We start from the raw sequence: 20,604 nt of genomic DNA, 5'->3' as shown, positions 1-20,604 counted from the left end.
GTGGCACAGTCGGATCGAATGCGGCAATCAGAGAAAGACACAGCAATGGGTGAACGGGTCGAAATCTTCGAAGTGGGTCCGCGCGACGGTCTGCAAAACGAAAAGCGCGAAATTGCAGTGGCGGAAAAGGTGGCTCTGGTCGATTGCCTGAGCAAGGCCGGTTTCAACCGCATCGAAGTGGCCAGTTTTGTCTCGCCCAAATGGGTGCCGCAAATGGCGGGCAGCGCGGACGTGTTGGCCGGGATCAAACGGGCCGACGGCGTCCGGTATGGAGCGCTGACACCGAACATGCAGGGATACGAAGACGCTTTGGCCGCAAAGGCGGATGAGATCGCGGTATTCGCTTCGGCTTCGGAAGGGTTCTCAAAAGCCAATATCAACGCGACTATCGAAGAATCCATCGACCGCTTTGTCCCGATCCTTGAAGCTGCGCGCCACATCGACCTGCCTGTACGTGGGTATGTGTCCTGCGTGACTGATTGCCCCTATGACGGACCAACGCCGCCCGAGAAAGTGGCTGAAGTTGCGGACCGGCTGTTTTCGATGGGGTGTTACGAAGTATCGCTGGGGGACACGATCGGGCAGGGCACGCCCGACACTATCGCCCATATGTTGCTGGCCGTGCGCGAACGCGTTCCGGTGACGCGGCTGGCGGGGCATTTCCACGACACCAACGGGCGGGCCATCGACAATATCGACGCTGCGCTGGCGCTGGGCGTTCGGGTGTTCGACAGCGCTGTTGGCGGTTTGGGTGGGTGTCCTTACGCGCCGGGCGCTGCCGGAAACGTCGCCACCGAAGCTGTTGTGGCTCATTTGGAGCGGCTTGGATATCAGACCGGCCTCGACCTTGTAGTCATCGAAGAGGCCGCGCAGATGGCACGCGCCATGCGATCCCAGTAAGGAGCGGACATGTTTGAAACGATTGCGGTGACCACGGATGCGCGTGGTGTGGCCACTCTGACCCTGAACCGTGCCGACAAGCACAACGCCATGTCGGCGCAGATGATCACTGATCTTACGCAAGCCGCGCACCAGCTTGGAAGCGACGACGCAGTGCGTGTTGTTGTACTGACCGCTGCGGGCAAAAGCTTTTGTGCTGGCGGTGATCTGGGGTGGATGCAATCTCAGATGGCGGCAGAATCCGAGACCAGGTTTGTCGAGGCGCGTAAGCTGGCCGAAATGTTGCAAGCGCTGAACACGTTGCCCAAACCGCTGATCGGCGCGATCCACGGCAATGCCTTTGGCGGCGGTGTGGGGTTGGCGTCGGTTTGTGATGTAGCGATCGGAGTGGACACGGTCAAAATGGGGCTGACAGAGACCAAGCTGGGTCTGATCCCGGCCACGATTGGCCCATATGTCATCGCCCGCATGGGCGAAGCCAGCGCGCGGCGCGTGTTCATGTCGGCCCGGATATTCGAAGCCGCAGAAGCGGTGGAGCTGGGCCTGCTGGCCAGAATTGTGCCCGCGGCCGACCTGAATGATGCGGTTGAGGCCGAAGTCCTGCCCTATCTTGCCTGTGCACCCGGCGCGGTGGCATCGGCCAAGCAATTGGTTCGCCAGCTGGGGCCGCGCATTGACGATGCCGTGATCGACCACACGATCCGCGAGCTGGTTGACAGGTGGGAAACCGAAGAGGCCAAGGAAGGAATCGGCGCATTCTTTGAAAAAAGAAAACCTGCATGGATTAGTAAGGTTTAGGCGCCACTTGTGATGCGGCCGCGATTGTGTGGGTGACCTTCTGTGACAGAGCTTCGATAAGTCGAATATTAACCCCCTGTGCGTTTGTGTTCGGTTGACCCTCTGACCCCGCAGGGATAGAGAATGTCCAGTCAACACGCCAATTGACGGCGCTCCCTTTCGGGGTATGCGCAGGAAAGGAGCTGTACGTGGAAGACCTATTGCGGGAGTATCTCCCGATTCTGGTGTTTCTGGCCGTAGCTGTGGGCCTTGGAATCGTTTTGATTCTGGCGGCAGTCGTTCTGGCGGTCCGCAATCCCGACCCCGAGAAAGTCAGCGCATATGAATGTGGTTTCAACGCGTTCGATGATGCGCGGATGAAGTTTGATGTCCGGTTCTATCTGGTCGCGATTCTCTTCATCATATTCGACTTGGAAATCGCGTTTCTGTTCCCCTGGGCTGTCGGCTTCAAGGACATCAGCGATGTTGGCTTCTGGTCCATGATCGTGTTCCTGGGCGTTCTGACCATCGGCTTTGCCTATGAATGGAAGAAGGGGGCCCTGGAATGGGAGTGATGACGGGTGCAAACACCGCCGGCGTCGACAAAGAAGTCGCCACCCAGGCCCTGAATGCCGAGCTGCAGGACAAAGGGTTTCTGCTGACCTCGACCGAGGACATCATCAACTGGGCTCGCACCGGCTCGCTGCACTGGATGACTTTTGGTCTGGCCTGTTGCGCGGTTGAGATGATGCACACCTCGATGCCGCGTTACGATGCGGAACGGTTTGGCATCGCGCCCCGTGCTTCCCCCCGTCAGTCGGACGTGATGATCGTGGCTGGCACCCTGACCAACAAGATGGCCCCCGCTCTGCGCAAGGTTTATGACCAGATGCCCGAGCCGCGCTACGTGATCTCAATGGGCTCCTGCGCCAATGGCGGTGGCTACTACCACTACTCATATTCCGTTGTGCGTGGTTGCGACCGTATTGTTCCAGTGGACATCTACGTCCCCGGCTGCCCCCCGACCGCTGAGGCGCTGCTGTACGGTCTGATGCAGTTGCAACGCAAAATCCGCCGTACCGGCACCATCGTGCGCTGAGGAGAGAGTTGATGAGCGAAGCACTCAAAGAACTCGGCACCCAGCTGGAATTGAAGCGAACTGACTGTGTTCTGTCCTGGGATGTCACCCATGGTGAGTTGAACGTGGATGTGGCGCTGTCGAACGTTGTAGAGTTCATTGAATTCCTGAAGTCTGACCGCAGCTGCCAGTTCTCCACGCTCGTCGATATCACCGGCGTCGACTACCCCGAACGCGCCAAGCGTTTTGACGTGGTCTATCACTTCCTGTCGATGTATCAGAACCAGCGCATCCGCCTGCGGGTCTCGATCCGCGAAGAGGACATGGTACCTTCGATCGTGGACGTGCATCCCTCGGCCAATTGGTTTGAGCGCGAAGTGTTCGACATGTTTGGCATCCTGTTCTCGGGCCACCCGGATCTGCGGCGCATCCTGACCGACTATGGATTCCGTGGCTATCCGTTGCGCAAGGATTTCCCAACCACAGGATACACCGAAGTTCGCTATGACGAGGCCCAAAAGCGCGTTGTGTATGAGCCGGTATCGCTGGTCCAGGAATACCGTCAGTTCGATTTCATGTCCCCGTGGGAGGGCGCGAATTACATACTGCCGGGTGATGAAAAGCAGGAGGCTGAATAATGGGTGGCATTTGGTGGCTGATCCTGTCTGCGCTGACCATCATCCCGATGGTGAAGATATTGCCGTTTTTCGGGATCAATAAATTCTGGTGCCTTCTTTGTCTGGTTCCATTCGGCACGATCGCGTTGCTGTGGTGGGTCGGGCTGAAACTGCAAGAGTTGGAGCGCCGATAAGATGCTGATGCTGCTGGGGGAACTGATCGCTTTGGGTGCGCTGGGGGTCCTGCTGGCAGGGGCTGCGGCCAAGGCTGTCGAGGCGGAAAAGGTCCGGGTTCGGGCTGATGCGAAAAAGAAACGGGGGCGTTGATGGACGGCTCAAGATACGATGACGGCAGCACTGACGCGCTGAGCGGAGAACAGAAGATCCGCAATTTCAACATCAACTTCGGCCCGCAACACCCTGCGGCGCACGGGGTTTTGCGTCTTGTGCTTGAGCTGGACGGCGAGATCGTTGAACGCTGTGACCCGCATATCGGCCTGCTGCACCGTGGCACCGAAAAGCTGATGGAAAGCCGGACCTATCTGCAGAACCTACCGTATTTCGACCGCCTGGATTATGTGGCGCCGATGAATCAGGAACACGCCTGGTGCCTGGCCATCGAAAAGCTGACCGGCGTCGAGGTGCCGCGCCGAGGCTCGCTGATCCGGGTTTTGTATTCCGAGATCGGGCGTATTCTGAACCACCTTCTGAACGTGACCACGCAAGCGATGGATGTAGGCGCGTTGACCCCGCCTTTGTGGGGCTTCGAAGAGCGCGAAAAGCTGATGGTGTTCTACGAACGTGCCTGCGGTGCCCGCCTGCACGCGGCCTATTTCCGACCCGGCGGTGTCCATCAGGACCTGCCGCCGGAACTGCTGGACGATATCGAGACGTGGAGCCACGAGTTCCCCTCTGTTCTGAACGATATCGATGGTCTGTTGACCGAAAACCGCATCTTCAAGCAGCGCAACGCCGATATCGGTGTCGTGACCGAGGAAGATATCCAGAAATACGGGTTCTCGGGCGTGATGGTCCGTGGATCGGGGCTGGCATGGGACCTGCGACGCGCGCAGCCCTATGAATGCTATGACGAGTTCGAGTTTCAGATCCCCGTCGGCAAAAACGGCGACTGCTATGATCGCTATCTGGTGCGTATGGAAGAGATGCGCCAGTCGTTGTCGATCATCCAGCAGGCCATTGTCAAAATCCGTGACTGCCCCGGTGACGTTCTGGCACGCGGCAAGATCACTCCGCCGAAACGTTCGGACATGAAAACCTCGATGGAAAGCCTGATCCATCACTTCAAGTTGTACACTGAAGGCTTCCATGTGCCCGCAGGCGAGGTCTATGCCGCTGTCGAGGCTCCCAAGGGAGAGTTCGGCGTCTATCTGGTCGCTGATGGCACGAACAAACCCTACCGCGCCAAGCTGCGCGCGCCGGGTTTCCTGCACCTGCAAGCCATGGACCATATCGCCGGGGGCCACCAACTGGCCGACGTCGCCGCGATCATCGGGACAATGGATGTCGTGTTCGGAGAGATTGACCGGTGAGACGCCTTGCTTTGATCCTGGCGCTTGCAGCCGCCACACCGTTGCAGGCCGCCTCGACCCATCCAACGGCAAAAGTGCTTGAGGTGATGCGCGAGAACGGCTGCCGGTTGGATGTATCGCGCGCCGAGGAGGCCTTTTCTGCCCATGACTTGCGACCCGAAGACGTCAGCGCTGTGATTAATTCCTGGGCTGAACAGGGGGTGGCCGGGCTGGACGGTGCGGCATTCGAAATTGCTCCGGCGATCTGCGGTGCGCATGGGCTGGCACCCGAGGATACGGCGGGCCGTGCCGATGCGCTTTATGATTTTGTGCGTCTGAACGGGTGTCGCATGGTCGAAGAAGAAGCTCAGATCAAATTGCGCCCCGCCGGTTTTACACAGGCTGAAACGCCCGATCTGATTGCCCGCCTTGTCGATCAAGGTCGTGCGCATCAGGAAGACCCCTATGTTATCGTGATCGGAGATGCCTGCTAATGCTGCGCCGTCTGCACCCCGAACAACCTGAAAGCTTTGCCTTCACTGCTGCCAACCAGCAGTGGGCCACAGCACAGATCACCAAATACCCTGACGGCCGTCAGGCCAGCGCGGTTATCCCGCTGTTGTGGCGCGCGCAGGAACAAGAAGGCTGGCTGAGCCGTCCCGCGATTGAATCCGTCGCCGACATGTTGGGCATGGCCTATATCCGCGTGCTCGAGGTTGCGTCGTTCTACTTCATGTTCCAACTGCAACCGGTTGGAACTGTCGCGCATATTCAGGTCTGCGGAACGACCTCCTGCATGATCTGTGGGGCCGAAGACCTGATCGCGGTTTGCAAGGAGAAGATCGCTGCCAAACCGCATGAGCTTTCAGTTGATGGCAAATTGAGTTGGGAAGAGGTGGAATGCCTCGGGTCCTGCACCAATGCGCCGATGGCGCAGATCGGCAAGGACTACTATGAAGACCTGACTGCAAAGAGCTTCGGCAAGATCATTGACGATCTGGCCGCCGGTAAAGTGCCGACGCCGGGCCCGCAGAATGGCAGATACGCGGCAGAACCGCTGAGCGGTTTGACCAGCCTCACCGACTACGATGCCGGGAAACCGCAGTACAACGCCAGTGTCGAACTGGCCGAGGATCTTGGTGATACGGTCAAACGCATCGACGGGACCGAGGTTCCGATCTTGACGCCATGGCTGGGCAAAGACGGCAAGGCTACAGCGACCAAGGCTGCGCCGAAGCCTCCAAAGGCCCCGGCACCCGCCAAACCCGCCGTGAAGCAGGCGGAAGAGGCAAAGAAGGCCCAGATCAAAGAAGATCAGCCCGAAACTCTGACCGCCGCGCGGGATGGCAAAGCGGACGACCTCAAGATGCTGAATGGTGTGGGTCCCAAGCTTGAACAGACGCTGAACGAACTTGGCTTTTTCCACTTCGACCAGATCGCTGCATGGACGCCGGAACAAGTGGCCTGGGTAGATGCGCGGCTGAAGTTCAAGGGCCGGATCGAGCGGGACGGTTGGATCGAACAAGCAGCCCAACTGGCGACAGGCGAAGAAACCGAATTTGCGAAACGTGCCAAAGAAGACGGCACCTACAAAGACTGAATAGGACGGTGCCCGTTCGGGGCATCTAGGTGAGATGGACAAAGAAAAAGAACAGGCCATGGCCCGCAAGGGCCGACATATCGGGGTGGTCATCGCGGTGACCATGCTGTTGTGGCTTGCCATTTCGTTGTTCATCGGCCCGGCACTGGGATTGCCCGGGCGCTATGCGCTGCTGTTTGATTTCGCCGCTTTGGCGGGTTTCATCTATGCGGGCGTGAACATTTTTCAACTCTGGCGCATGCGTCAGGACAGCTGAAGGTAAGACATGATGCTGAAGGATCAGGACAGGATCTTTACCAATATCTACGGGATGCATGAGCGTACGCTGAAAGGCGCGCAGACCCGCGGGCATTGGGACGGCACAGCTGGCCTGATTGGGAACGGGCGTGACTGGATCATCCAGACGATGAAGGACTCGGGCCTGCGCGGTCGCGGCGGTGCGGGTTTCCCCACCGGTCTGAAATGGTCGTTCATGCCCAAGGAAAGCGACGGTCGTCCGGCCTATCTGGTGGTGAACGCGGACGAATCCGAGCCCGGCACCTGCAAAGACCGTGAGATTATGCGCCACGATCCGCATACGCTGATCGAAGGCTGCCTGATCGCGTCTTTCGCGATGAATGCACATACCTGCTATATCTACCTGCGTGGTGAGTACATCCGCGAGCGCGAGGCACTGCAAGCCGCGATTGATGAGGCCTATGATGCCGGATTGCTGGGCAAAAACGCCGCCGGTTCGGGTTGGGATTTCGACCTGTTTCTGCATCACGGGGCCGGGGCGTATATCTGCGGTGAGGAAACAGCCCTGATCGAAAGCCTTGAGGGCAAGAAGGGCATGCCGCGCATGAAACCTCCGTTCCCGGCGGGGGCGGGGCTTTACGGCTGCCCGACCACGGTGAACAACGTGGAATCCATCGCCGTTGTGCCGACCATTCTGCGCCGTGGTGCGGATTGGTTTGCTGGATTTGGCCGCCAGAACAATGCGGGCACCAAGCTGTTTGCGATCTCGGGCCACGTAAATAACCCCTGCGTGGTTGAAGAGGCGATGTCGATCCCGTTTGAGCAACTGATCGAAACCCATTGCGGCGGCATTCGTGGCGGCTGGGACAACCTGCTGGCCGTGATCCCCGGCGGTTCATCAGTTCCTTGTGTCCGCGGTGAAAACATGCGCGACGCCATCATGGATTTCGACCATTTGCGCAATGATCTGGGGTCCGGTCTGGGGACGGCGGCTGTGATCGTGATGGACAAGTCTACGGACATCATCAAAGCGATCTGGCGTTTGTCGAAGTTCTATAAACATGAAAGCTGTGGTCAGTGTACCCCTTGCCGAGAAGGCACCGGCTGGATGATGCGCGTGATGGACCGTCTGGTGCGGGGTGAGGCCGAACTGGAAGAGATCGACATGTTGTTTGACGTGACCAAGCAAGTCGAGGGCCACACGATCTGTGCATTGGGCGATGCGGCGGCCTGGCCGATCCAGGGCCTGATCCGCAACTTCCGCGAAGAGATTGAAGACCGTATCAAGGCCCAGAAATCGGGCCGTATGGGCGCGATGGCGGCGGAGTGATCAAGTTGCGGGATATCGGATCAAACCCAAACCACGTTGAGATCAAGGAGTTGAACTAATGGAAACTTTTGCTGAGTATTCACATGCAATCGCATCCCTCGTGGTCTTTACGTTGATCATTCTGGCGCTTGCGCCGTTTTCCGCGCTGGCCAAACAGGGCAAGGGATTGGCCCCAGGGGCAACGCCGGAACAGGACTATTCCGACAAGGCGTATCGCCTGAACCGGGCTTATCTGAACGGGACCGAGACGTTGCCGGCCTATGTCGCTGTCACGGTCGCGGCCATGTTGCTTGGGGTCAGCCCGTTCTGGGTGAACCTATTGGCATCGGTCGCTCTGATTGCGCGCATCGTCATGCTGGTTATTCACATGCGTGGTATTGGACAACCGCACAGCGGCGTTCGGTCAGTATCCTACGTTGTCGGATGGGCCTGCATGGTTGTGATGGGCTTCATGGCATTGGTGGCGGCGTTCTAATGGAAAAGAAAGGTACTTATTCGTTGACTGGATCAAAGTTCAGGATGGGACGTGTGGTACTGACCGCCGCCTTGGGTGCTGCAGTTTTTGTCTCGGCCTGCGGCACGTCGTCAAGTGATCGAATTCTCTTTGATGGCAAGGCCTTCCGGGCCAAAGCGAAAGCCGTCGACAAAAAGAACGCTCCGACGGATTTTACGGTTGTGGTGAACGGCGTGTCCGCGTCTTTGGATGGCGCGCGCGAAGCGGGACGGCACGAAGGAACCAAATTCTGTATCGACGCCTTTGGGACTTCTAAAATTAACTGGAAAGTCGGACCCGACACCGAACCGCAGAATTTGCGCATCACCGACAATAAATTGACCTTTGCAGGAACCTGCCAGCGACCATGAACCGGTTTTTCGCATATCAGAGCGTGACGCAGGGCGTGTTATTGAATAGCGCGCCAGTCCTGGATCGTTTTGGCCTGTCCAAGACGAAAGGATTTGTCATGTCTGGTGTGAAACTGCTTATTGTGTTGTCTGTTCTGGCTATTCCGGCTGCGGTCGCGGCAAAGCCGCCCTTGCGCGAAGTCAAAGAGATTGACGACGAACTCTATTACATCGCTATCGCAAACGAGATTTCGGATTACTGCCCGTCGATCAGCGGGCGCAGGCTGAAGGCGATTGGCGTGATGTGGGGGCTTAAGTCCAAAGCGAACAGTCTGGGGTATTCGGACGGCGAAATCCGCGCTTACGTGGAATCGGATGCCGAAAAGGACCGGATGCGTGCCAAAGGCGAGACGTATCTGGCCGCGAACGGTGTGTCTTATGACAATCCCAAATCTTTCTGCACGCTGGGGCAGTCAGAGATTGAAAGAAACAGCGCCATTGGCGTGTATTTGAGGGCGAACTAGACCATGTCTGACCTCCGCAAAGTGAATATCGACGGGCAGGAAATCGAAGTCGATGGTGCGATGACGCTGATCCAGGCCTGTGAGCAGGCCGGGGTCGAGGTGCCGCGCTTTTGCTATCACGAGCGTCTGTCGATCGCCGGGAATTGCCGGATGTGTCTGGTCGAAGTTGTCGGCGGCCCGCCCAAACCTGCGGCGTCGTGTGCAATGCAGGTGCGCGATCTGCGCCCGGGACCGGAAGGTCAGCCGCCAGAGGTCAAGACGAACTCGCCCATGGTCAAGAAAGCGCGCGAAGGGGTGATGGAGTTCCTGCTTATCAACCACCCGCTGGACTGCCCGATCTGCGATCAGGGTGGCGAGTGTGACCTGCAGGATCAGGCGATGGCGTATGGCATGTCGGGCTCGCGCTTTAAGGAAGCAAAACGTGCCGTGGACGATTTGGATCTGGGGCCGCTGGTCGGCACCGCGATGACTCGCTGCATCAGCTGCACCCGCTGCGTGCGGTTCACCACCGAGGTTGCCGGGATCACGCAGATGGGCCAGACCGGGCGTGGTGAAGATGCCGAGATTACGTCCTATCTGAACGAGACGCTGAATTCGAACTTGCAGGGCAATATTATTGACCTGTGCCCGGTTGGGGCGCTGACTTCGAAGCCTTACGCCTTTACCGCGCGGCCGTGGGAGCTGACCAAGACAGAATCCATAGACGTCATGGATGCGCTGGGGTCCAATATCCGTGTGGACACCAAGGGGCGCGAGGTTATGCGTTTCCTGCCGCGCAACCATGACGGCGTGAACGAAGAATGGATCAGCGATAAGACCCGGTTCGTCTGGGATGGCCTACGTCGCCAGCGTTTGGATAAGCCTTACGTGCGCGAAAACGGTAAGCTACGCCCGGCCTCGTGGCCCGAGGCGCTGACCAAAGTTGCCGAGGCGCTGAAAGAGGCGGAAAAGCCCGCGGGTATCGTTGGTGATCTGGCTCCGGTCGAGGCCACGTTCGCGCTGAAGAAATTGATCGAAGGGCAGGGCGGTGTTGTTGAATGCCGAACCGATGGAGCCAAGCTGCCTGCGGGAAATCGCGGTTCCTATGCTGGGACGGCCGCGATCGAGGATATCGACACAGCCGAGCGTATTCTGCTGATCGGAACGAACCCGCGCGACGAAGTTCCGGTTTTGAACGCGCGTATCCGCAAGGCTTGGGCACATGGGACCGAGGTGGCCTTGGTTGGGCCTGCAGTCGATTTGACCTACGCGTATCACCATATGGGCGACGACCGCGCGGCGTTGCAAAAGGTCGTCGATATGGGCGGCGATGATGAAATCAAGGGCAAAGCCTCGCTGGTCATCGTCGGGCAAGGTGCGCTGCTTGAGGCTGACGGCGCAGCTGTGCTGGCCGCTGCGCAAACGATTGCAGCCAATACCGAAAGTGGATTGCTGATCCTGCACAGTGCTGCGTCTCGCGTGGGGGCGATGGATGTGGATGCCACCAACGAAGGCGGCATGGATGCGGTTGGTGCGGCTGACGTGATCTACAACCTCGGCGCAGATGAGGTTGAAATCGGCGAAGGGGCCTTTGTGATCTATCAGGGCAGCCATGGTGATCGTGGCGCGCACCGTGCCGATGTGATCCTTCCTGGTGCCGCGTATACCGAGGAAAACGGCCTGTTCGTGAACACTGAAGGCCGCCCGCAACTGGCGATGCGTGCCGGGTTCGCCCCGGGTGAGGCGAAAGAGAATTGGGCCATCTTGCGGGCGCTGTCGGCAGAGCTGGGCGCTACGTTGCCTTTCGACTCGCTGGCGCAACTGCGCACAGCGTTGATCGAAGCCGTGCCGCATCTGGCCCAAATCGACCACGTGATCGAGAATGAGGTCCAGCCGTTGGATGCTGGCCCTCTGGGTCAGGCAACGTTCCGCAATGTGATCAGGGATTTTTATCTGACCAACCCGATTGCACGGGCGTCGCAGTTGATGGCCGAGCTTTCTGCTCAGGCGCAGTCTCGGAATACCGGGAAGATTGCGGCAGAATGAACCAGACCCGTTTCATATCGCTTTCAGAAGCCAACATCGCTTGCGGTGCGGGCACCAGGGAACTGCGCATGAAACGCAATGAAAAAGGTAGCGCGATGGCTGTGGATGCTGTTTACACCTATGCGCCGACCCAACCGCAAGATGCGCAGGCACTTGGCCTGATCATCACCCGCGAAAAATTGAATACCCACGGTGTGAGGACCAATGGCTGATTTCTTTAACACCCCAGGCGGAATAGCCATCATCATTCTGGCGCAAGTGCTTGCAGTTGTTGCCTTCGTGATGATTTCGCTGTTGTTCCTTGTTTACGGCGACCGCAAGATCTGGGCCGCCGTCCAAATGCGCCGCGGCCCCAACGTGGTTGGCGTCTATGGACTGCTGCAATCGGTGGCTGACGCCCTGAAGTACGTGGTAAAAGAGGTGGTCATACCCGCCGGGGCCGACCGCACTGTGTTCATCCTCGCTCCGCTGACCTCATTCGTATTGGCAATGATCGCCTGGGCCGTGATCCCGTTCAATGATGGCTGGGTGTTGTCGGATATCAATGTCGCAATCCTGTATGTCTTTGCCGTGTCCTCGCTGGAAGTTTATGGCGTGATTATGGGCGGTTGGGCCTCGAACTCAAAGTACCCGTTCCTTGGATCATTGCGCTCTGCGGCTCAGATGATTTCCTATGAAGTTTCCATTGGCCTGATCATTATCGGCGTAATCATCTCAACCGGCTCGATGAATTTCGGCCACATTGTCGAGGCGCAGGACGGTCGGTTCGGTTTCTTCAGCTGGTACTGGTTGCCGCATTTCCCGATGGTCTTCCTGTTCTTTATCTCGGCGCTGGCGGAAACCAACCGTCCACCGTTTGACCTACCCGAGGCGGAATCGGAACTGGTGGCGGGCTATCAGGTTGAATACTCGGCCACGCCTTTCCTGTTGTTCATGGCCGGCGAGTACATCGCTATCTTCCTGATGTGCGCGTTGACGACGCTGCTGTTCTTCGGCGGCTGGCTGTCTCCGATCCCGGGCCTGCCGGACGGCGTGCTGTGGATGGTCGCCAAGATGGCGTTCTTCTTCTTCCTCTTCGCGATGGTCAAGGCGATCACGCCCCGCTACCGCTATGACCAGCTGATGCGGTTGGGCTGGAAAGTCTTTCTGCCGTTCTCGCTGGCCTGGGTGGTCTTTGTGGCCTTCGCGGCAAAATTCGACTGGTTCTGGGGCGCGTTCGCGCGTTGGAACGTAGGAGGCTGATGATGCGTTGGCGAATTCTGTCTCTGGCCTTTGTTTACTTGGCCGTTAGTGCCTCGTTGCTTCATGCAAGAGGTACGGAAACGGTGTGGGAAAAAAATTATTTGGAAACGGCGCAATCGTATTGTGCCCCACAAGTTGAAGCTGTGATGCAGAATGCGGAACAAACGGCCAAACGCCTTTCCGAGGCAAAAATCGAGTGGGACTACGACATCCCTGAAAGCCAGCACCGTGCCTTCAATAAGATGGGTGCTTGGTCGATTGTGATGGCCAATCAACACATCCACTTGACGATATATATGAATACAATAAGAGAAGGGCATCCCGATGCAGGGCGACTGGTCAATGCAAACCAATCGCTTCTAGAAATGCTTGATTGCCTTTGGCCGGCTCGGGAAGATCGAGATCTGATTGATCAGATGGTGCTTTCCACGCCTATGGATGAATCAGGCGAAGGACTCACGTATTCTTCTTCCGATTTTTTGTTTTCTACGCTGGACCTAGCAGAGTGTTACCGTTGGAGAGAAGCCAGCCGTCGGGTGTTGGAAATACCGCAGCAATCGAAAGATGCCCAAACACGAATGTATGAGGTTTTGCAAGATACTGTCGGGCAATGCGAGGAGTCCCTATAGGATATGACCCAGATTGATTATACCCGCGCCGCCAAGTACTTCCTGCTGCAGGACTTCTGGGTCGGCATGAAACTGGGACTGAAGTATTTCTTCGCCCCCAAGGCCACCATCAACTACCCGCATGAAAAGGGCCCGCTTAGCCCACGTTTTCGTGGTGAGCATGCCCTGAGACGTTACCCGAACGGCGAGGAACGCTGCATCGCGTGTAAACTCTGCGAGGCGGTCTGCCCTGCGCAAGCAATCACTATCGACGCTGAACCGCGCGAAGACGGCAGCCGCCGCACCACGCGTTATGACATCGACATGACCAAGTGCATCTATTGCGGTTTTTGCCAAGAGGCCTGCCCGGTCGACGCCATCGTCGAAGGTCCGAACTTCGAATTCGCCACGGAAACCCGCGAAGAGTTGTTCTATGACAAGGAAAAGCTGCTTGATAACGGCGAACGCTGGGAAGCCGAGATCGCCCGCAATCTGGAAATGGACGCGCCGTACCGATGATGAAATTGCTCTTGTCCAAGCGAAAATCCTATCTCGTAATACTTGCGGGATTTTCGCTGATCTCTGTTCTTAATTGGTACAAGGGTTTCGATAGGCCCTACGATGCGTTTGTTGGCGGGGTTCTCGCTTGCATTTTGTTCTTTGCCGCCGATCTAGTGCTGTCGAAATACGAAAAGCCTGGACTAGACGTCCTTTTATACATTCTCGTCTTTGCGACGTGGACAGCATACTGGTTGCGCCCCCAATGACTGATACCCCAACAAATCCGTTCGAACTGATGATGAAGCAGGCTAAGGACATGGCCAAGGCGATGAATCCGGCGATGGAGAATTTCTCGCCCAAAGGGTTCGAGGCGCTGTGGCCGACCATGCCCAAAGAGGTCATGGAAATGATGTTCGGCAACACCGTCAACAAGGACGGGCTGGATGCCAAGACCCGCCTGCTGCTGACGTTGGCCGGTCTGACCTGTCAGGGCGCGCAAGCGGACGCGGCGGTGCGTCAGACCGTGCGCCACGCGCTTGAGGCCGGTGCCAGGAAACAAGAGATCGTGGAAGCGATCGGTCAGATGTCGGTCTTTGCCGGCATCCCGGCCATGACCCGCGCGCTGGAACTGGCGCAAGAGGTTCTGGGCGATAATGAGGATACGGATCAATGACCGTCTTTGCCTTCTACCTGTTTGCCATCAGTGCCATCACCGGCGGGCTGTTCACGGTGATCAGCCGCCAGCCAGTGCACTCGGTGCTGTGGCTGATCCTGTCGTTCCTGTCAGCGGCGGGGCTGTTCGTGCTGCTGGGGGCCGAGTTCGTGGCGATGCTGCTGATCATCGTCTATGTCGGCGCGGTCGCGGTGCTGTTCCTGTTTGTGGTGATGATGCTGGACGTGGATTTTGCCGAGCTCAAGGCCGAGATGGCGCGCTATATGCCGCTGGCCCTGCTGATCGGTCTGGTGATCCTGATGCAGTTCGTCATGGCCTTTGGGGCCTGGGACAGCGCGCAGGGTGCGGCAGCCAATCTGGCGCAGCCGATCCCGGTGGACCGGCACAACACTGAGGCCCTAGGTGTTATCCTTTATGATCAATACTTCCTTCTGTTCCAACTGGCGGGCCTGATCCTGCTGGTGGCCATGATCGGCGCCATCGTTCTGACTCTGCGCCACCGCAAGGACATCAAGCGTCAGGACATCGTCGGCCAGATGATGCGCGACCCGGCCAAGGCGATGGAGTTGAAGGACGTGAAACCGGGGCAGGGGCTTTAAGACGATGATCGGACTTGAACACTATCTTACGGTCGCGGCGACGCTGTTCGTCATCGGCATCTTCGGTCTCTTCCTGAACCGCAAGAACGTCATCATCCTGCTGATGAGCATCGAACTGATGCTGCTGGCGGTGAATATCAACCTCGTGGCGTTTTCCAGCTTCCTTGGCGATCTGGTCGGGCAGGTGTTTACGCTGTTCGTGCTGACCGTAGCTGCGGCTGAAGCGGCGATCGGGCTGGCCATTCTGGTCTGCTTCTTCCGCAACCGCGGCACCATCGCGGTTGAAGACGTCAACATGATGAAGGGGTAAGAGATTATGGAAACCACCATCCTCTTTGCCCCGCTGGTGGGCGCGCTGATCTGCGGGTTCGGCTGGAAGTTCATTGGCGAGAAAGCCGCCATGTGGACGGCGACGGGCCTGCTGTTTCTGGCCTGTCTGCTGTCCTGGATCGTGTTCTTCTCATTCGACGGTGTGACCCAGCAGATCGAGATCATGCGTTGGATCGAAAGCGGATCGCTGTCAACAAGCTGGGCCGTCCGACTGGATCGTCTGACCGCGATCATGCTGATCGTGGTGACGACTGTTTCAGCGCTCGTGCACCTCTATTCCTTCGGCTACATGGATCACGACCCGCAATGGCGCGAGGGCGAAAGCTATAAGCCGCGCTTCTTTGCCTATCTGTCGTTCTTCACCTTTGCCATGCTGATGCTGGTGACAGCGGACAATCTGGTTCAGATGTTCTTTGGCTGGGAAGGTGTGGGTGTAGCCTCGTACCTGCTGATCGGGTTCTATTATCGCAAGCCCACGGCCAATGCGGCAGCGATGAAAGCGTTCATCGTAAACCGGGTTGGCGACTTTGGCTTTGCTCTGGGCATCTTCGCGTTGTTCTTCCTGACGGACAGCATCAATTTCTCGGATATTTTCGCCTCGGCCCCTGCGCTGGCCGAAGAGAAGCTGCACTTCCTGTGGGGTGAGTGGACCGCCATCGAGGTGATCTGCGTTCTGCTGTTCATCGGCGCGATGGGCAAATCGGCGCAGCTGATCCTGCACACCTGGTTGCCAGACGCGATGGAAGGCCCGACACCTGTGTCGGCGCTGATCCACGCCGCAACCATGGTGACGGCGGGTGTGTTCCTGATCTGCCGGATGTCGCCATTGATGGAATTTGCGCCGGGTGCCACCGGGTTCATTACCTTCCTTGGGGCCTCGACCGCGTTTTTTGCCGCAACCGTTGGCCTGGTTCAGACCGACATCAAGCGCGTCATTGCCTATTCGACCTGCTCTCAGTTGGGCTACATGTTCGTGGCCGCGGGTGTTGGCATGTATTCGGCAGCGATGTTCCACTTGCTGACCCACGCCTTCTTCAAGGCGCTGTTGTTCCTTGGCGCAGGTTCGGTGATCCACGCGATGCATCATGAGCAGGAGATGACCGAATATGGCGGCCTGCGGAAGAAGATCCCCTATACATTCTGGGCGATGATGATCGGCACCCTTGCGATTACAGGCGTCGGCATCCCACTGACCCAAATTGGGTTCGCCGGGTTCCTGTCCAAGGATGCCATCATCGAAAGCGCTTTTGCCGGCGGCACCGGATATGCCTTCTGGATGCTGGTGATCGCGGCGGCGTTCACGTCATTCTACAGCTGGCGTCTGATTTTCCTGACCTTTTACGGCGAAGAACGTGGCGACAAGCATACGCATGAGCACGCGCATGAAAGTCCGATGACCATGCTGGTGCCGCTGGGTGTTCTGTCCTTGGGCGCGGTGTTTGCCGGGATGATCTGGTATGGCAACTTCTTTGGTCACACAGACAAGGTCGGCAAGTTCTACGGAATACCGGTGGCTGAGGCGTCCGAGCATGCAGAGGCCAGTGATCACGGTACAGCCGATACGACCCATGGAGACGATACGCATGCGGATGAGGCGCACGCGGATGAAAGCCATGGTGATGACGCCGGACACGAAGAAAAAGCGGCGCACGGCGACGACCACCATTACGTCTTTGCGGGTGAGCCGGGCGAGGGCGCGATTTACATCGCGCCGGACAACCATGTTCTGGACGATGCGCATGCTGCCCCCAAGTGGGTCAAGGTTTCGCCCTTTGTCGCCATGGCTTTGGGCTTTATCGTGGCCTTCTGGTTCTACATCGTGAACACGTCGCTGCCGGCGCGTTTGGCGCAGAACCAGCGCCCCCTGTACCTGTTCCTGCTGAACAAGTGGTACTTTGACGAGATCTATGACGCGGTCTTCGTCAAACCCACCATCGCCCTTGGCCGATTCCTGTGGAAACGCGGTGACGGCAACACCATTGACGGTTTCCTCAACGGGCTGGCCATGGGTGTTGTACCCTTCTTTACCCGCCTCGCTGGCAAGGCGCAGACGGGCTACATCTTTACTTACGCCTTCTGGATGGTTCTGGGTATCGCTGCCCTTGTCACCTGGATATCGATCGGCGGAGGCGCACACTAATGGATAATATCCTCTCCATCGTCACCTTCATCCCCGCTGTGGCAGCAGGCATTCTGGCCCTGTTCCTGCATGGCGAGGACGTGGCGGCTCAGCGCAATGCCAAATGGGTCGCACTGGTGGCAACCACGGTGACGTTCCTGGTCTCGATCGGCATTTACACTGGTTTTGATCCGTCCAACACCGGCTTCCAGATGGTGGAAGAAGGCGAATGGCTACTGGGTCTGAAATACAAGATGGGTGTGGACGGTATCAGCGTTCTGTTTGTCTTGTTGACAACCTTCATCATGCCTCTGACCATTCTGGCCAGTTGGCACGTCACGGACCGCGTCAAAGAATACATGATCGCCTTCCTGTTGTTGGAAACGCTGATGCTGGGCGTGTTCATGGCGCTGGATCTGGTGCTGTTCTACCTGTTTTTTGAGGCAGGTCTGATTCCGATGTTCCTGATCATCGGCATCTGGGGCGGTGCGAACCGGGTTTATGCCAGCTTCAAGTTTTTCCTCTACACCTTCCTTGGATCAGTGCTGATGCTGGTGGCGATGGTCGCGATGTATGCGGACGCGGGCACTACGGATATCGAAGCGTTGATGAGCCACCACTTCTCGTCCGAAGGGTTCAGCGTGCTTGGCATCTACGTTGTCGGCGGTATGCAGACGCTGATGTTCCTGGCGTTCTTTGCATCCTTCGCGGTGAAGATGCCAATGTGGCCGGTACACACCTGGCTGCCGGATGCGCACGTTCAGGCGCCGACCGCCGGGTCGGTCGTTCTTGCTGCGATCCTGTTGAAGATGGGCGGCTACGGCTTCTTGCGGTTCAGCTTGCCGATGTTCCCGGTGGGCTCGGCAGTGATGACTGATCTGGTGTTGTGGATGTCAGCGATTGCGGTTGTCTACACCTCGCTGGTGGCGCTGGTGCAGGAAGACATGAAAAAGTTGATCGCGTATTCTTCGGTCGCGCATATGGGCTTTGTGACCATGGGCATCTTTGCTGCGAACCAGCAGGGCATTGACGGTGCGATCTTCCAGATGCTTAGCCACGGGTTCATCTCGGCTGCGCTCTTCCTGTGTGTTGGCGTGATCTATGACCGGATGCATACTCGCGACATCGAGGCTTACGGTGGGTTGGTCATTCGCATGCCAGCCTATGCATTGGTCTTCATGTTGTTCACTATGGCCAATGTAGGTCTGCCGGGCACCAGTGGATTCATCGGCGAATTCCTGACACTGATGGGAACCTTCCAGGTCAACACTTGGGTGACAGCTGTTGCGGCTTCTGGTGTGATCTTCTCGGCAGCTTATGCGCTGTGGCTGTACCGTCGCGTCGTGTTTGGTGATCTAATCAAGGAAAGCCTCAAGGCGATGACGGATATGAGCTCGCGCGAGCGGCTGATCTTTGCGCCGCTGATCGTGATGACCATCTTGCTGGGCGTCTACCCGTCGCTTGTGACCGATGTAATCGGCAACTCGACCGCCGCGCTGATTTCGAACTATGACATGGCTCTGGCCGCGGCTGAGGCCGCGACCCAGTCAGCCGCATCGCATTAAGGGGGCTTTGGAGACATGATCCAGGCTGATCTGACGATAATCCTGCCAGAGATTGTTCTGGCCGTATATGCGATGGCGGCGCTGTTGGCGGCTGTCTACACGACGAAAGACGGGCTGGCACCTTTGCTGGTCTGGACAACCGCTGGGTTGATGGCGTTGCTGGCGATTTGGATCGCGACCAACGGCGATGGTACCAATGTCGCGTTCAATGGCATGTTTGTCGATGACGGGTTCGCAAGGTTCTCGAAGGTGGCGATCCTGTTGTCGGCCGCTGCCATTCTGGTGATGAGCCAGGAATACATGGCGCGTCGCGATCTTCTGCGGTTCGAATTCCCTCTATTGGTTGCGCTGGCCGCTGTCGGCATGATGATGATGGTCAGCGCTGGCGATCTGATGTCGCTGTACATGGGGCTGGAGCTGCAGTCACTGTCGCTTTACGTCGTGGCCGCGCTGCGCCGGGATAGTGCCAAATCGACCGAGGCCGGTTTGAAGTACTTCGTGCTTGGTGCGCTGAGTTCGGGTTTGCTGCTGTACGGTGCCTCGCTGGTTTATGGGTTCACAGGCACCACGCTGTTCTCGGGTATCATTCAAACGGTTCAGTATGGTGAGATTTCGGTTGGCCTGCTGTTTGGTCTGGTGTTCCTGATCTCGGGTCTAGCGTTCAAAGTGTCCGCTGTGCCGTTCCACATGTGGACACCGGACGTGTATGAAGGCTCGCCTACGCCAATCACCGCCTTCTTTGCCACAGCGCCGAAAGTAGCGGCGATGGCCCTGTTCGCACGCGTGATGCACGACGCTTTTGGTGGCGTGATCAAGGACTGGCAACAGGTGATTGTCCTGCTCTCGGTCCTGTCGATGCTGTTGGGTGCGGTCGCAGCGATTGGCCAGCGTGACATCAAGCGGCTGATGGCGTTCTCGTCGATTGCCCATATGGGTTATGCGCTGATCGGACTGGCTGCAGGGACCGAATTGGGCATCAAGGCTATGCTGATGTATCTGGCCATCTATGTGACGATGAATATCGGCACGTTCGCTTTCATCCTGATGATGGAGCGGGACGGCAAACCGGTCACGGACATCGACGCCCTACGCCAATATTCCAAACGCGAACCGGGCAAGGCGCTAGCGGTGCTGATCCTGATGTTCAGCCTTGCAGGCGTGCCGCCGATGCTGGGCTTTTTCGCCAAGTTCAGTGTCTGGCAAGCCGGTGTAAGCGCGGGCCTGACCGGGCTGGTGATCGCCTCAGCCATCGCCTCTGTCATCGGCGCGTTTTATTATCTGCGGATCGTGTTCTACATGTATTTCGGAGCTGAAAACGAGGACCCGATCGAAACACATTCTTCGCCAGTTCTGTGGGTTGCTTTGATGGGCTCTGCCGCGTTGATGCTGGTGGGCGTGTTCTATCAGTTCGGTATTGAAGGCGCAGCAGCAGCTGCGGCGGCTACTCTTGTCAATTGATCAGCGTAACACATCAAACTTGGGGGCACGGTCAGCGGGCCGGGCCTTT

Annotated in this window: 26 protein-coding genes; all 26 read left to right on the top strand. The window is 57.7% G+C overall.

All coding sequences use genetic code 11. From position 1 onward, the window contains the following. Window positions 1-45: 45 nt before the first annotated feature. The 26 genes from AC2FIS_RS21610 (at window position 46) to nuoN (ending at window position 20,555) form a co-directional block, all read left to right on the top strand. The gene (locus AC2FIS_RS21610; RefSeq protein WP_496775343.1) at window positions 46-900 is read left to right on the top strand and encodes a hydroxymethylglutaryl-CoA lyase; all 855 of its coding nucleotides are present in this window, start codon (window positions 46-48) and stop codon (window positions 898-900) included. Window positions 901-909: 9 nt separating this feature from the next. Beyond that, window positions 910-1,698: a crotonase/enoyl-CoA hydratase family protein gene (locus tag AC2FIS_RS21605; RefSeq protein WP_496775315.1), complete on the top strand. Its 789-nt coding sequence runs from the start codon at window positions 910-912 to the stop codon at window positions 1,696-1,698. A gap of 188 nt (window positions 1,699-1,886) precedes the next feature. Beyond that, window positions 1,887-2,252, top strand: coding sequence for an NADH-quinone oxidoreductase subunit A (locus AC2FIS_RS21600; protein WP_058274389.1), 366 nt, complete (start codon window positions 1,887-1,889; stop codon window positions 2,250-2,252). Beyond that, window positions 2,243-2,776: a NuoB/complex I 20 kDa subunit family protein gene (locus AC2FIS_RS21595; protein WP_037307875.1), complete on the top strand. Its 534-nt coding sequence runs from the start codon at window positions 2,243-2,245 to the stop codon at window positions 2,774-2,776. The genes AC2FIS_RS21600 and AC2FIS_RS21595 overlap by 10 nt, the downstream gene beginning before the upstream one ends. A gap of 11 nt (window positions 2,777-2,787) precedes the next feature. Next, the gene (locus AC2FIS_RS21590; protein WP_113788460.1) at window positions 2,788-3,393 is read left to right on the top strand and encodes an NADH-quinone oxidoreductase subunit C; all 606 of its coding nucleotides are present in this window, start codon (window positions 2,788-2,790) and stop codon (window positions 3,391-3,393) included. Continuing rightward, the gene (locus AC2FIS_RS21585; protein ID WP_058274391.1) at window positions 3,393-3,566 is read left to right on the top strand and encodes a hypothetical protein; all 174 of its coding nucleotides are present in this window, start codon (window positions 3,393-3,395) and stop codon (window positions 3,564-3,566) included. The genes AC2FIS_RS21590 and AC2FIS_RS21585 overlap by 1 nt, the downstream gene beginning before the upstream one ends. A 1-nt stretch (window position 3,567) precedes the next feature. Then, window positions 3,568-3,699, top strand: coding sequence for a hypothetical protein (locus tag AC2FIS_RS21580; RefSeq protein WP_255415356.1), 132 nt, complete (start codon window positions 3,568-3,570; stop codon window positions 3,697-3,699). Further along, entirely contained in the window at window positions 3,699-4,922 is a 1,224-nt protein-coding gene (locus AC2FIS_RS21575; RefSeq protein WP_199520034.1) for an NADH-quinone oxidoreductase subunit D, read from the top strand. Before AC2FIS_RS21580 ends, AC2FIS_RS21575 begins: the two co-directional genes overlap by 1 nt. Further along, complete coding sequence (locus tag AC2FIS_RS21570) at window positions 4,919-5,395, top strand: hypothetical protein (RefSeq protein WP_109310436.1); 477 nt, start codon at window positions 4,919-4,921, stop codon at window positions 5,393-5,395. Before AC2FIS_RS21575 ends, AC2FIS_RS21570 begins: the two co-directional genes overlap by 4 nt. After that, complete coding sequence (gene nuoE / locus AC2FIS_RS21565) at window positions 5,395-6,501, top strand: NADH-quinone oxidoreductase subunit NuoE (RefSeq protein ID WP_496775314.1); 1,107 nt, start codon at window positions 5,395-5,397, stop codon at window positions 6,499-6,501. The genes AC2FIS_RS21570 and nuoE overlap by 1 nt, the downstream gene beginning before the upstream one ends. A gap of 34 nt (window positions 6,502-6,535) precedes the next feature. Beyond that, window positions 6,536-6,757, top strand: a complete 222-nt coding sequence (locus AC2FIS_RS21560) for a DUF5337 domain-containing protein (protein ID WP_058274396.1) — start codon at window positions 6,536-6,538, stop codon at window positions 6,755-6,757. 12 nt (window positions 6,758-6,769) lie between these two features. Further along, on the top strand, window positions 6,770-8,068 hold the full coding sequence (nuoF, locus tag AC2FIS_RS21555; RefSeq protein WP_496775342.1) for an NADH-quinone oxidoreductase subunit NuoF: 1,299 nt from the start codon (window positions 6,770-6,772) through the stop codon (window positions 8,066-8,068). A 58-nt stretch (window positions 8,069-8,126) separates the two neighbouring features. Then, entirely contained in the window at window positions 8,127-8,543 is a 417-nt protein-coding gene (locus tag AC2FIS_RS21550; RefSeq protein WP_496719580.1) for an MAPEG family protein, read from the top strand. A gap of 44 nt (window positions 8,544-8,587) precedes the next feature. Further along, on the top strand, window positions 8,588-8,932 hold the full coding sequence (locus tag AC2FIS_RS21545; RefSeq protein WP_108861614.1) for a hypothetical protein: 345 nt from the start codon (window positions 8,588-8,590) through the stop codon (window positions 8,930-8,932). Then, window positions 8,929-9,435 carry a DUF5333 domain-containing protein gene (locus AC2FIS_RS21540; protein ID WP_496724489.1) on the top strand — a complete coding sequence of 169 codons (507 nt, stop codon included), beginning with the start codon at window positions 8,929-8,931 and terminating at the stop codon, window positions 9,433-9,435. The genes AC2FIS_RS21545 and AC2FIS_RS21540 overlap by 4 nt, the downstream gene beginning before the upstream one ends. Window positions 9,436-9,438: 3 nt before the next feature. Further along, window positions 9,439-11,460 (top strand): NADH-quinone oxidoreductase subunit NuoG, encoded by a 2,022-nt coding sequence (gene nuoG / locus AC2FIS_RS21535; RefSeq protein ID WP_496775313.1) that lies wholly within the window; start codon window positions 9,439-9,441, stop codon window positions 11,458-11,460. Then, window positions 11,457-11,672: a hypothetical protein gene (locus tag AC2FIS_RS21530; protein WP_108861577.1), complete on the top strand. Its 216-nt coding sequence runs from the start codon at window positions 11,457-11,459 to the stop codon at window positions 11,670-11,672. The genes nuoG and AC2FIS_RS21530 overlap by 4 nt, the downstream gene beginning before the upstream one ends. Continuing rightward, on the top strand, window positions 11,665-12,702 hold the full coding sequence (nuoH, locus tag AC2FIS_RS21525; protein WP_496775312.1) for an NADH-quinone oxidoreductase subunit NuoH: 1,038 nt from the start codon (window positions 11,665-11,667) through the stop codon (window positions 12,700-12,702). Before AC2FIS_RS21530 ends, nuoH begins: the two co-directional genes overlap by 8 nt. 2 nt (window positions 12,703-12,704) lie before the next feature. Further along, window positions 12,705-13,331: a hypothetical protein gene (locus AC2FIS_RS21520; protein ID WP_496775310.1), complete on the top strand. Its 627-nt coding sequence runs from the start codon at window positions 12,705-12,707 to the stop codon at window positions 13,329-13,331. Window positions 13,332-13,334: 3 nt separating this feature from the next. Beyond that, window positions 13,335-13,829: an NADH-quinone oxidoreductase subunit NuoI gene (gene nuoI, locus AC2FIS_RS21515; protein ID WP_170558477.1), complete on the top strand. Its 495-nt coding sequence runs from the start codon at window positions 13,335-13,337 to the stop codon at window positions 13,827-13,829. A 244-nt stretch (window positions 13,830-14,073) separates the two neighbouring features. Further along, the gene (locus AC2FIS_RS21510; RefSeq protein ID WP_496775309.1) at window positions 14,074-14,484 is read left to right on the top strand and encodes a carboxymuconolactone decarboxylase family protein; all 411 of its coding nucleotides are present in this window, start codon (window positions 14,074-14,076) and stop codon (window positions 14,482-14,484) included. Then, a complete protein-coding gene (locus AC2FIS_RS21505) occupies window positions 14,481-15,083 on the top strand; it encodes an NADH-quinone oxidoreductase subunit J (protein WP_058279636.1) in 603 nt (200 codons plus the stop codon). Before AC2FIS_RS21510 ends, AC2FIS_RS21505 begins: the two co-directional genes overlap by 4 nt. Before the next feature lie 4 nt (window positions 15,084-15,087). Further along, window positions 15,088-15,393 (top strand): NADH-quinone oxidoreductase subunit NuoK, encoded by a 306-nt coding sequence (gene nuoK, locus AC2FIS_RS21500; protein WP_005984024.1) that lies wholly within the window; start codon window positions 15,088-15,090, stop codon window positions 15,391-15,393. A 6-nt stretch (window positions 15,394-15,399) separates the two neighbouring features. After that, a complete protein-coding gene (nuoL, locus tag AC2FIS_RS21495) occupies window positions 15,400-17,553 on the top strand; it encodes an NADH-quinone oxidoreductase subunit L (RefSeq protein WP_496775308.1) in 2,154 nt (717 codons plus the stop codon). Further along, window positions 17,553-19,097: an NADH-quinone oxidoreductase subunit M gene (locus AC2FIS_RS21490; protein ID WP_496775306.1), complete on the top strand. Its 1,545-nt coding sequence runs from the start codon at window positions 17,553-17,555 to the stop codon at window positions 19,095-19,097. The genes nuoL and AC2FIS_RS21490 overlap by 1 nt, the downstream gene beginning before the upstream one ends. Window positions 19,098-19,112: 15 nt before the next feature. Next, a complete protein-coding gene (gene nuoN, locus AC2FIS_RS21485; RefSeq protein ID WP_496775304.1) occupies window positions 19,113-20,555 on the top strand; it encodes an NADH-quinone oxidoreductase subunit NuoN in 1,443 nt (480 codons plus the stop codon). The last annotated feature ends 49 nt before the right edge of the window (window positions 20,556-20,604 follow it).

The sequence above is a fragment of the Ruegeria sp. CDSB113 genome (assembly GCF_059611045.1).
The sequence above is the reverse complement of the archived record's forward strand: the minus strand, read 5'-3'. Positions and strand labels throughout refer to the sequence as shown.

What these genes read in the sequence shown, in the direction of transcription:
- AC2FIS_RS21610 (WP_496775343.1), top strand. Translation starts at nt 46, where the DNA reads ATGGGTGAACGGGTCGAAATCTTCGAAGTGGGTCCGCGCGACGGTCTG.
- AC2FIS_RS21605 (WP_496775315.1), top strand. Translation starts at nt 910, where the DNA reads ATGTTTGAAACGATTGCGGTGACCACGGATGCGCGTGGTGTGGCCACT.
- AC2FIS_RS21595 (WP_037307875.1), top strand. Translation starts at nt 2,243, where the DNA reads ATGGGAGTGATGACGGGTGCAAACACCGCCGGCGTCGACAAAGAAGTC.
- AC2FIS_RS21590 (WP_113788460.1), top strand. Translation starts at nt 2,788, where the DNA reads ATGAGCGAAGCACTCAAAGAACTCGGCACCCAGCTGGAATTGAAGCGA.
- AC2FIS_RS21585 (WP_058274391.1), top strand. Translation starts at nt 3,393, where the DNA reads ATGGGTGGCATTTGGTGGCTGATCCTGTCTGCGCTGACCATCATCCCG.
- AC2FIS_RS21580 (WP_255415356.1), top strand. Translation starts at nt 3,568, where the DNA reads ATGCTGATGCTGCTGGGGGAACTGATCGCTTTGGGTGCGCTGGGGGTC.
- AC2FIS_RS21575 (WP_199520034.1), top strand. Translation starts at nt 3,699, where the DNA reads ATGGACGGCTCAAGATACGATGACGGCAGCACTGACGCGCTGAGCGGA.
- nuoE (WP_496775314.1), top strand. Translation starts at nt 5,395, where the DNA reads ATGCTGCGCCGTCTGCACCCCGAACAACCTGAAAGCTTTGCCTTCACT.
- AC2FIS_RS21560 (WP_058274396.1), top strand. Translation starts at nt 6,536, where the DNA reads ATGGACAAAGAAAAAGAACAGGCCATGGCCCGCAAGGGCCGACATATC.
- nuoF (WP_496775342.1), top strand. Translation starts at nt 6,770, where the DNA reads ATGCTGAAGGATCAGGACAGGATCTTTACCAATATCTACGGGATGCAT.
- AC2FIS_RS21550 (WP_496719580.1), top strand. Translation starts at nt 8,127, where the DNA reads ATGGAAACTTTTGCTGAGTATTCACATGCAATCGCATCCCTCGTGGTC.
- AC2FIS_RS21545 (WP_108861614.1), top strand. Translation starts at nt 8,588, where the DNA reads ATGGGACGTGTGGTACTGACCGCCGCCTTGGGTGCTGCAGTTTTTGTC.
- AC2FIS_RS21540 (WP_496724489.1), top strand. Translation starts at nt 8,929, where the DNA reads ATGAACCGGTTTTTCGCATATCAGAGCGTGACGCAGGGCGTGTTATTG.
- nuoG (WP_496775313.1), top strand. Translation starts at nt 9,439, where the DNA reads ATGTCTGACCTCCGCAAAGTGAATATCGACGGGCAGGAAATCGAAGTC.
- AC2FIS_RS21530 (WP_108861577.1), top strand. Translation starts at nt 11,457, where the DNA reads ATGAACCAGACCCGTTTCATATCGCTTTCAGAAGCCAACATCGCTTGC.
- nuoH (WP_496775312.1), top strand. Translation starts at nt 11,665, where the DNA reads ATGGCTGATTTCTTTAACACCCCAGGCGGAATAGCCATCATCATTCTG.
- AC2FIS_RS21520 (WP_496775310.1), top strand. Translation starts at nt 12,705, where the DNA reads ATGCGTTGGCGAATTCTGTCTCTGGCCTTTGTTTACTTGGCCGTTAGT.
- nuoI (WP_170558477.1), top strand. Translation starts at nt 13,335, where the DNA reads ATGACCCAGATTGATTATACCCGCGCCGCCAAGTACTTCCTGCTGCAG.
- AC2FIS_RS21510 (WP_496775309.1), top strand. Translation starts at nt 14,074, where the DNA reads ATGACTGATACCCCAACAAATCCGTTCGAACTGATGATGAAGCAGGCT.
- AC2FIS_RS21505 (WP_058279636.1), top strand. Translation starts at nt 14,481, where the DNA reads ATGACCGTCTTTGCCTTCTACCTGTTTGCCATCAGTGCCATCACCGGC.
- nuoK (WP_005984024.1), top strand. Translation starts at nt 15,088, where the DNA reads ATGATCGGACTTGAACACTATCTTACGGTCGCGGCGACGCTGTTCGTC.
- nuoL (WP_496775308.1), top strand. Translation starts at nt 15,400, where the DNA reads ATGGAAACCACCATCCTCTTTGCCCCGCTGGTGGGCGCGCTGATCTGC.
- AC2FIS_RS21490 (WP_496775306.1), top strand. Translation starts at nt 17,553, where the DNA reads ATGGATAATATCCTCTCCATCGTCACCTTCATCCCCGCTGTGGCAGCA.
- nuoN (WP_496775304.1), top strand. Translation starts at nt 19,113, where the DNA reads ATGATCCAGGCTGATCTGACGATAATCCTGCCAGAGATTGTTCTGGCC.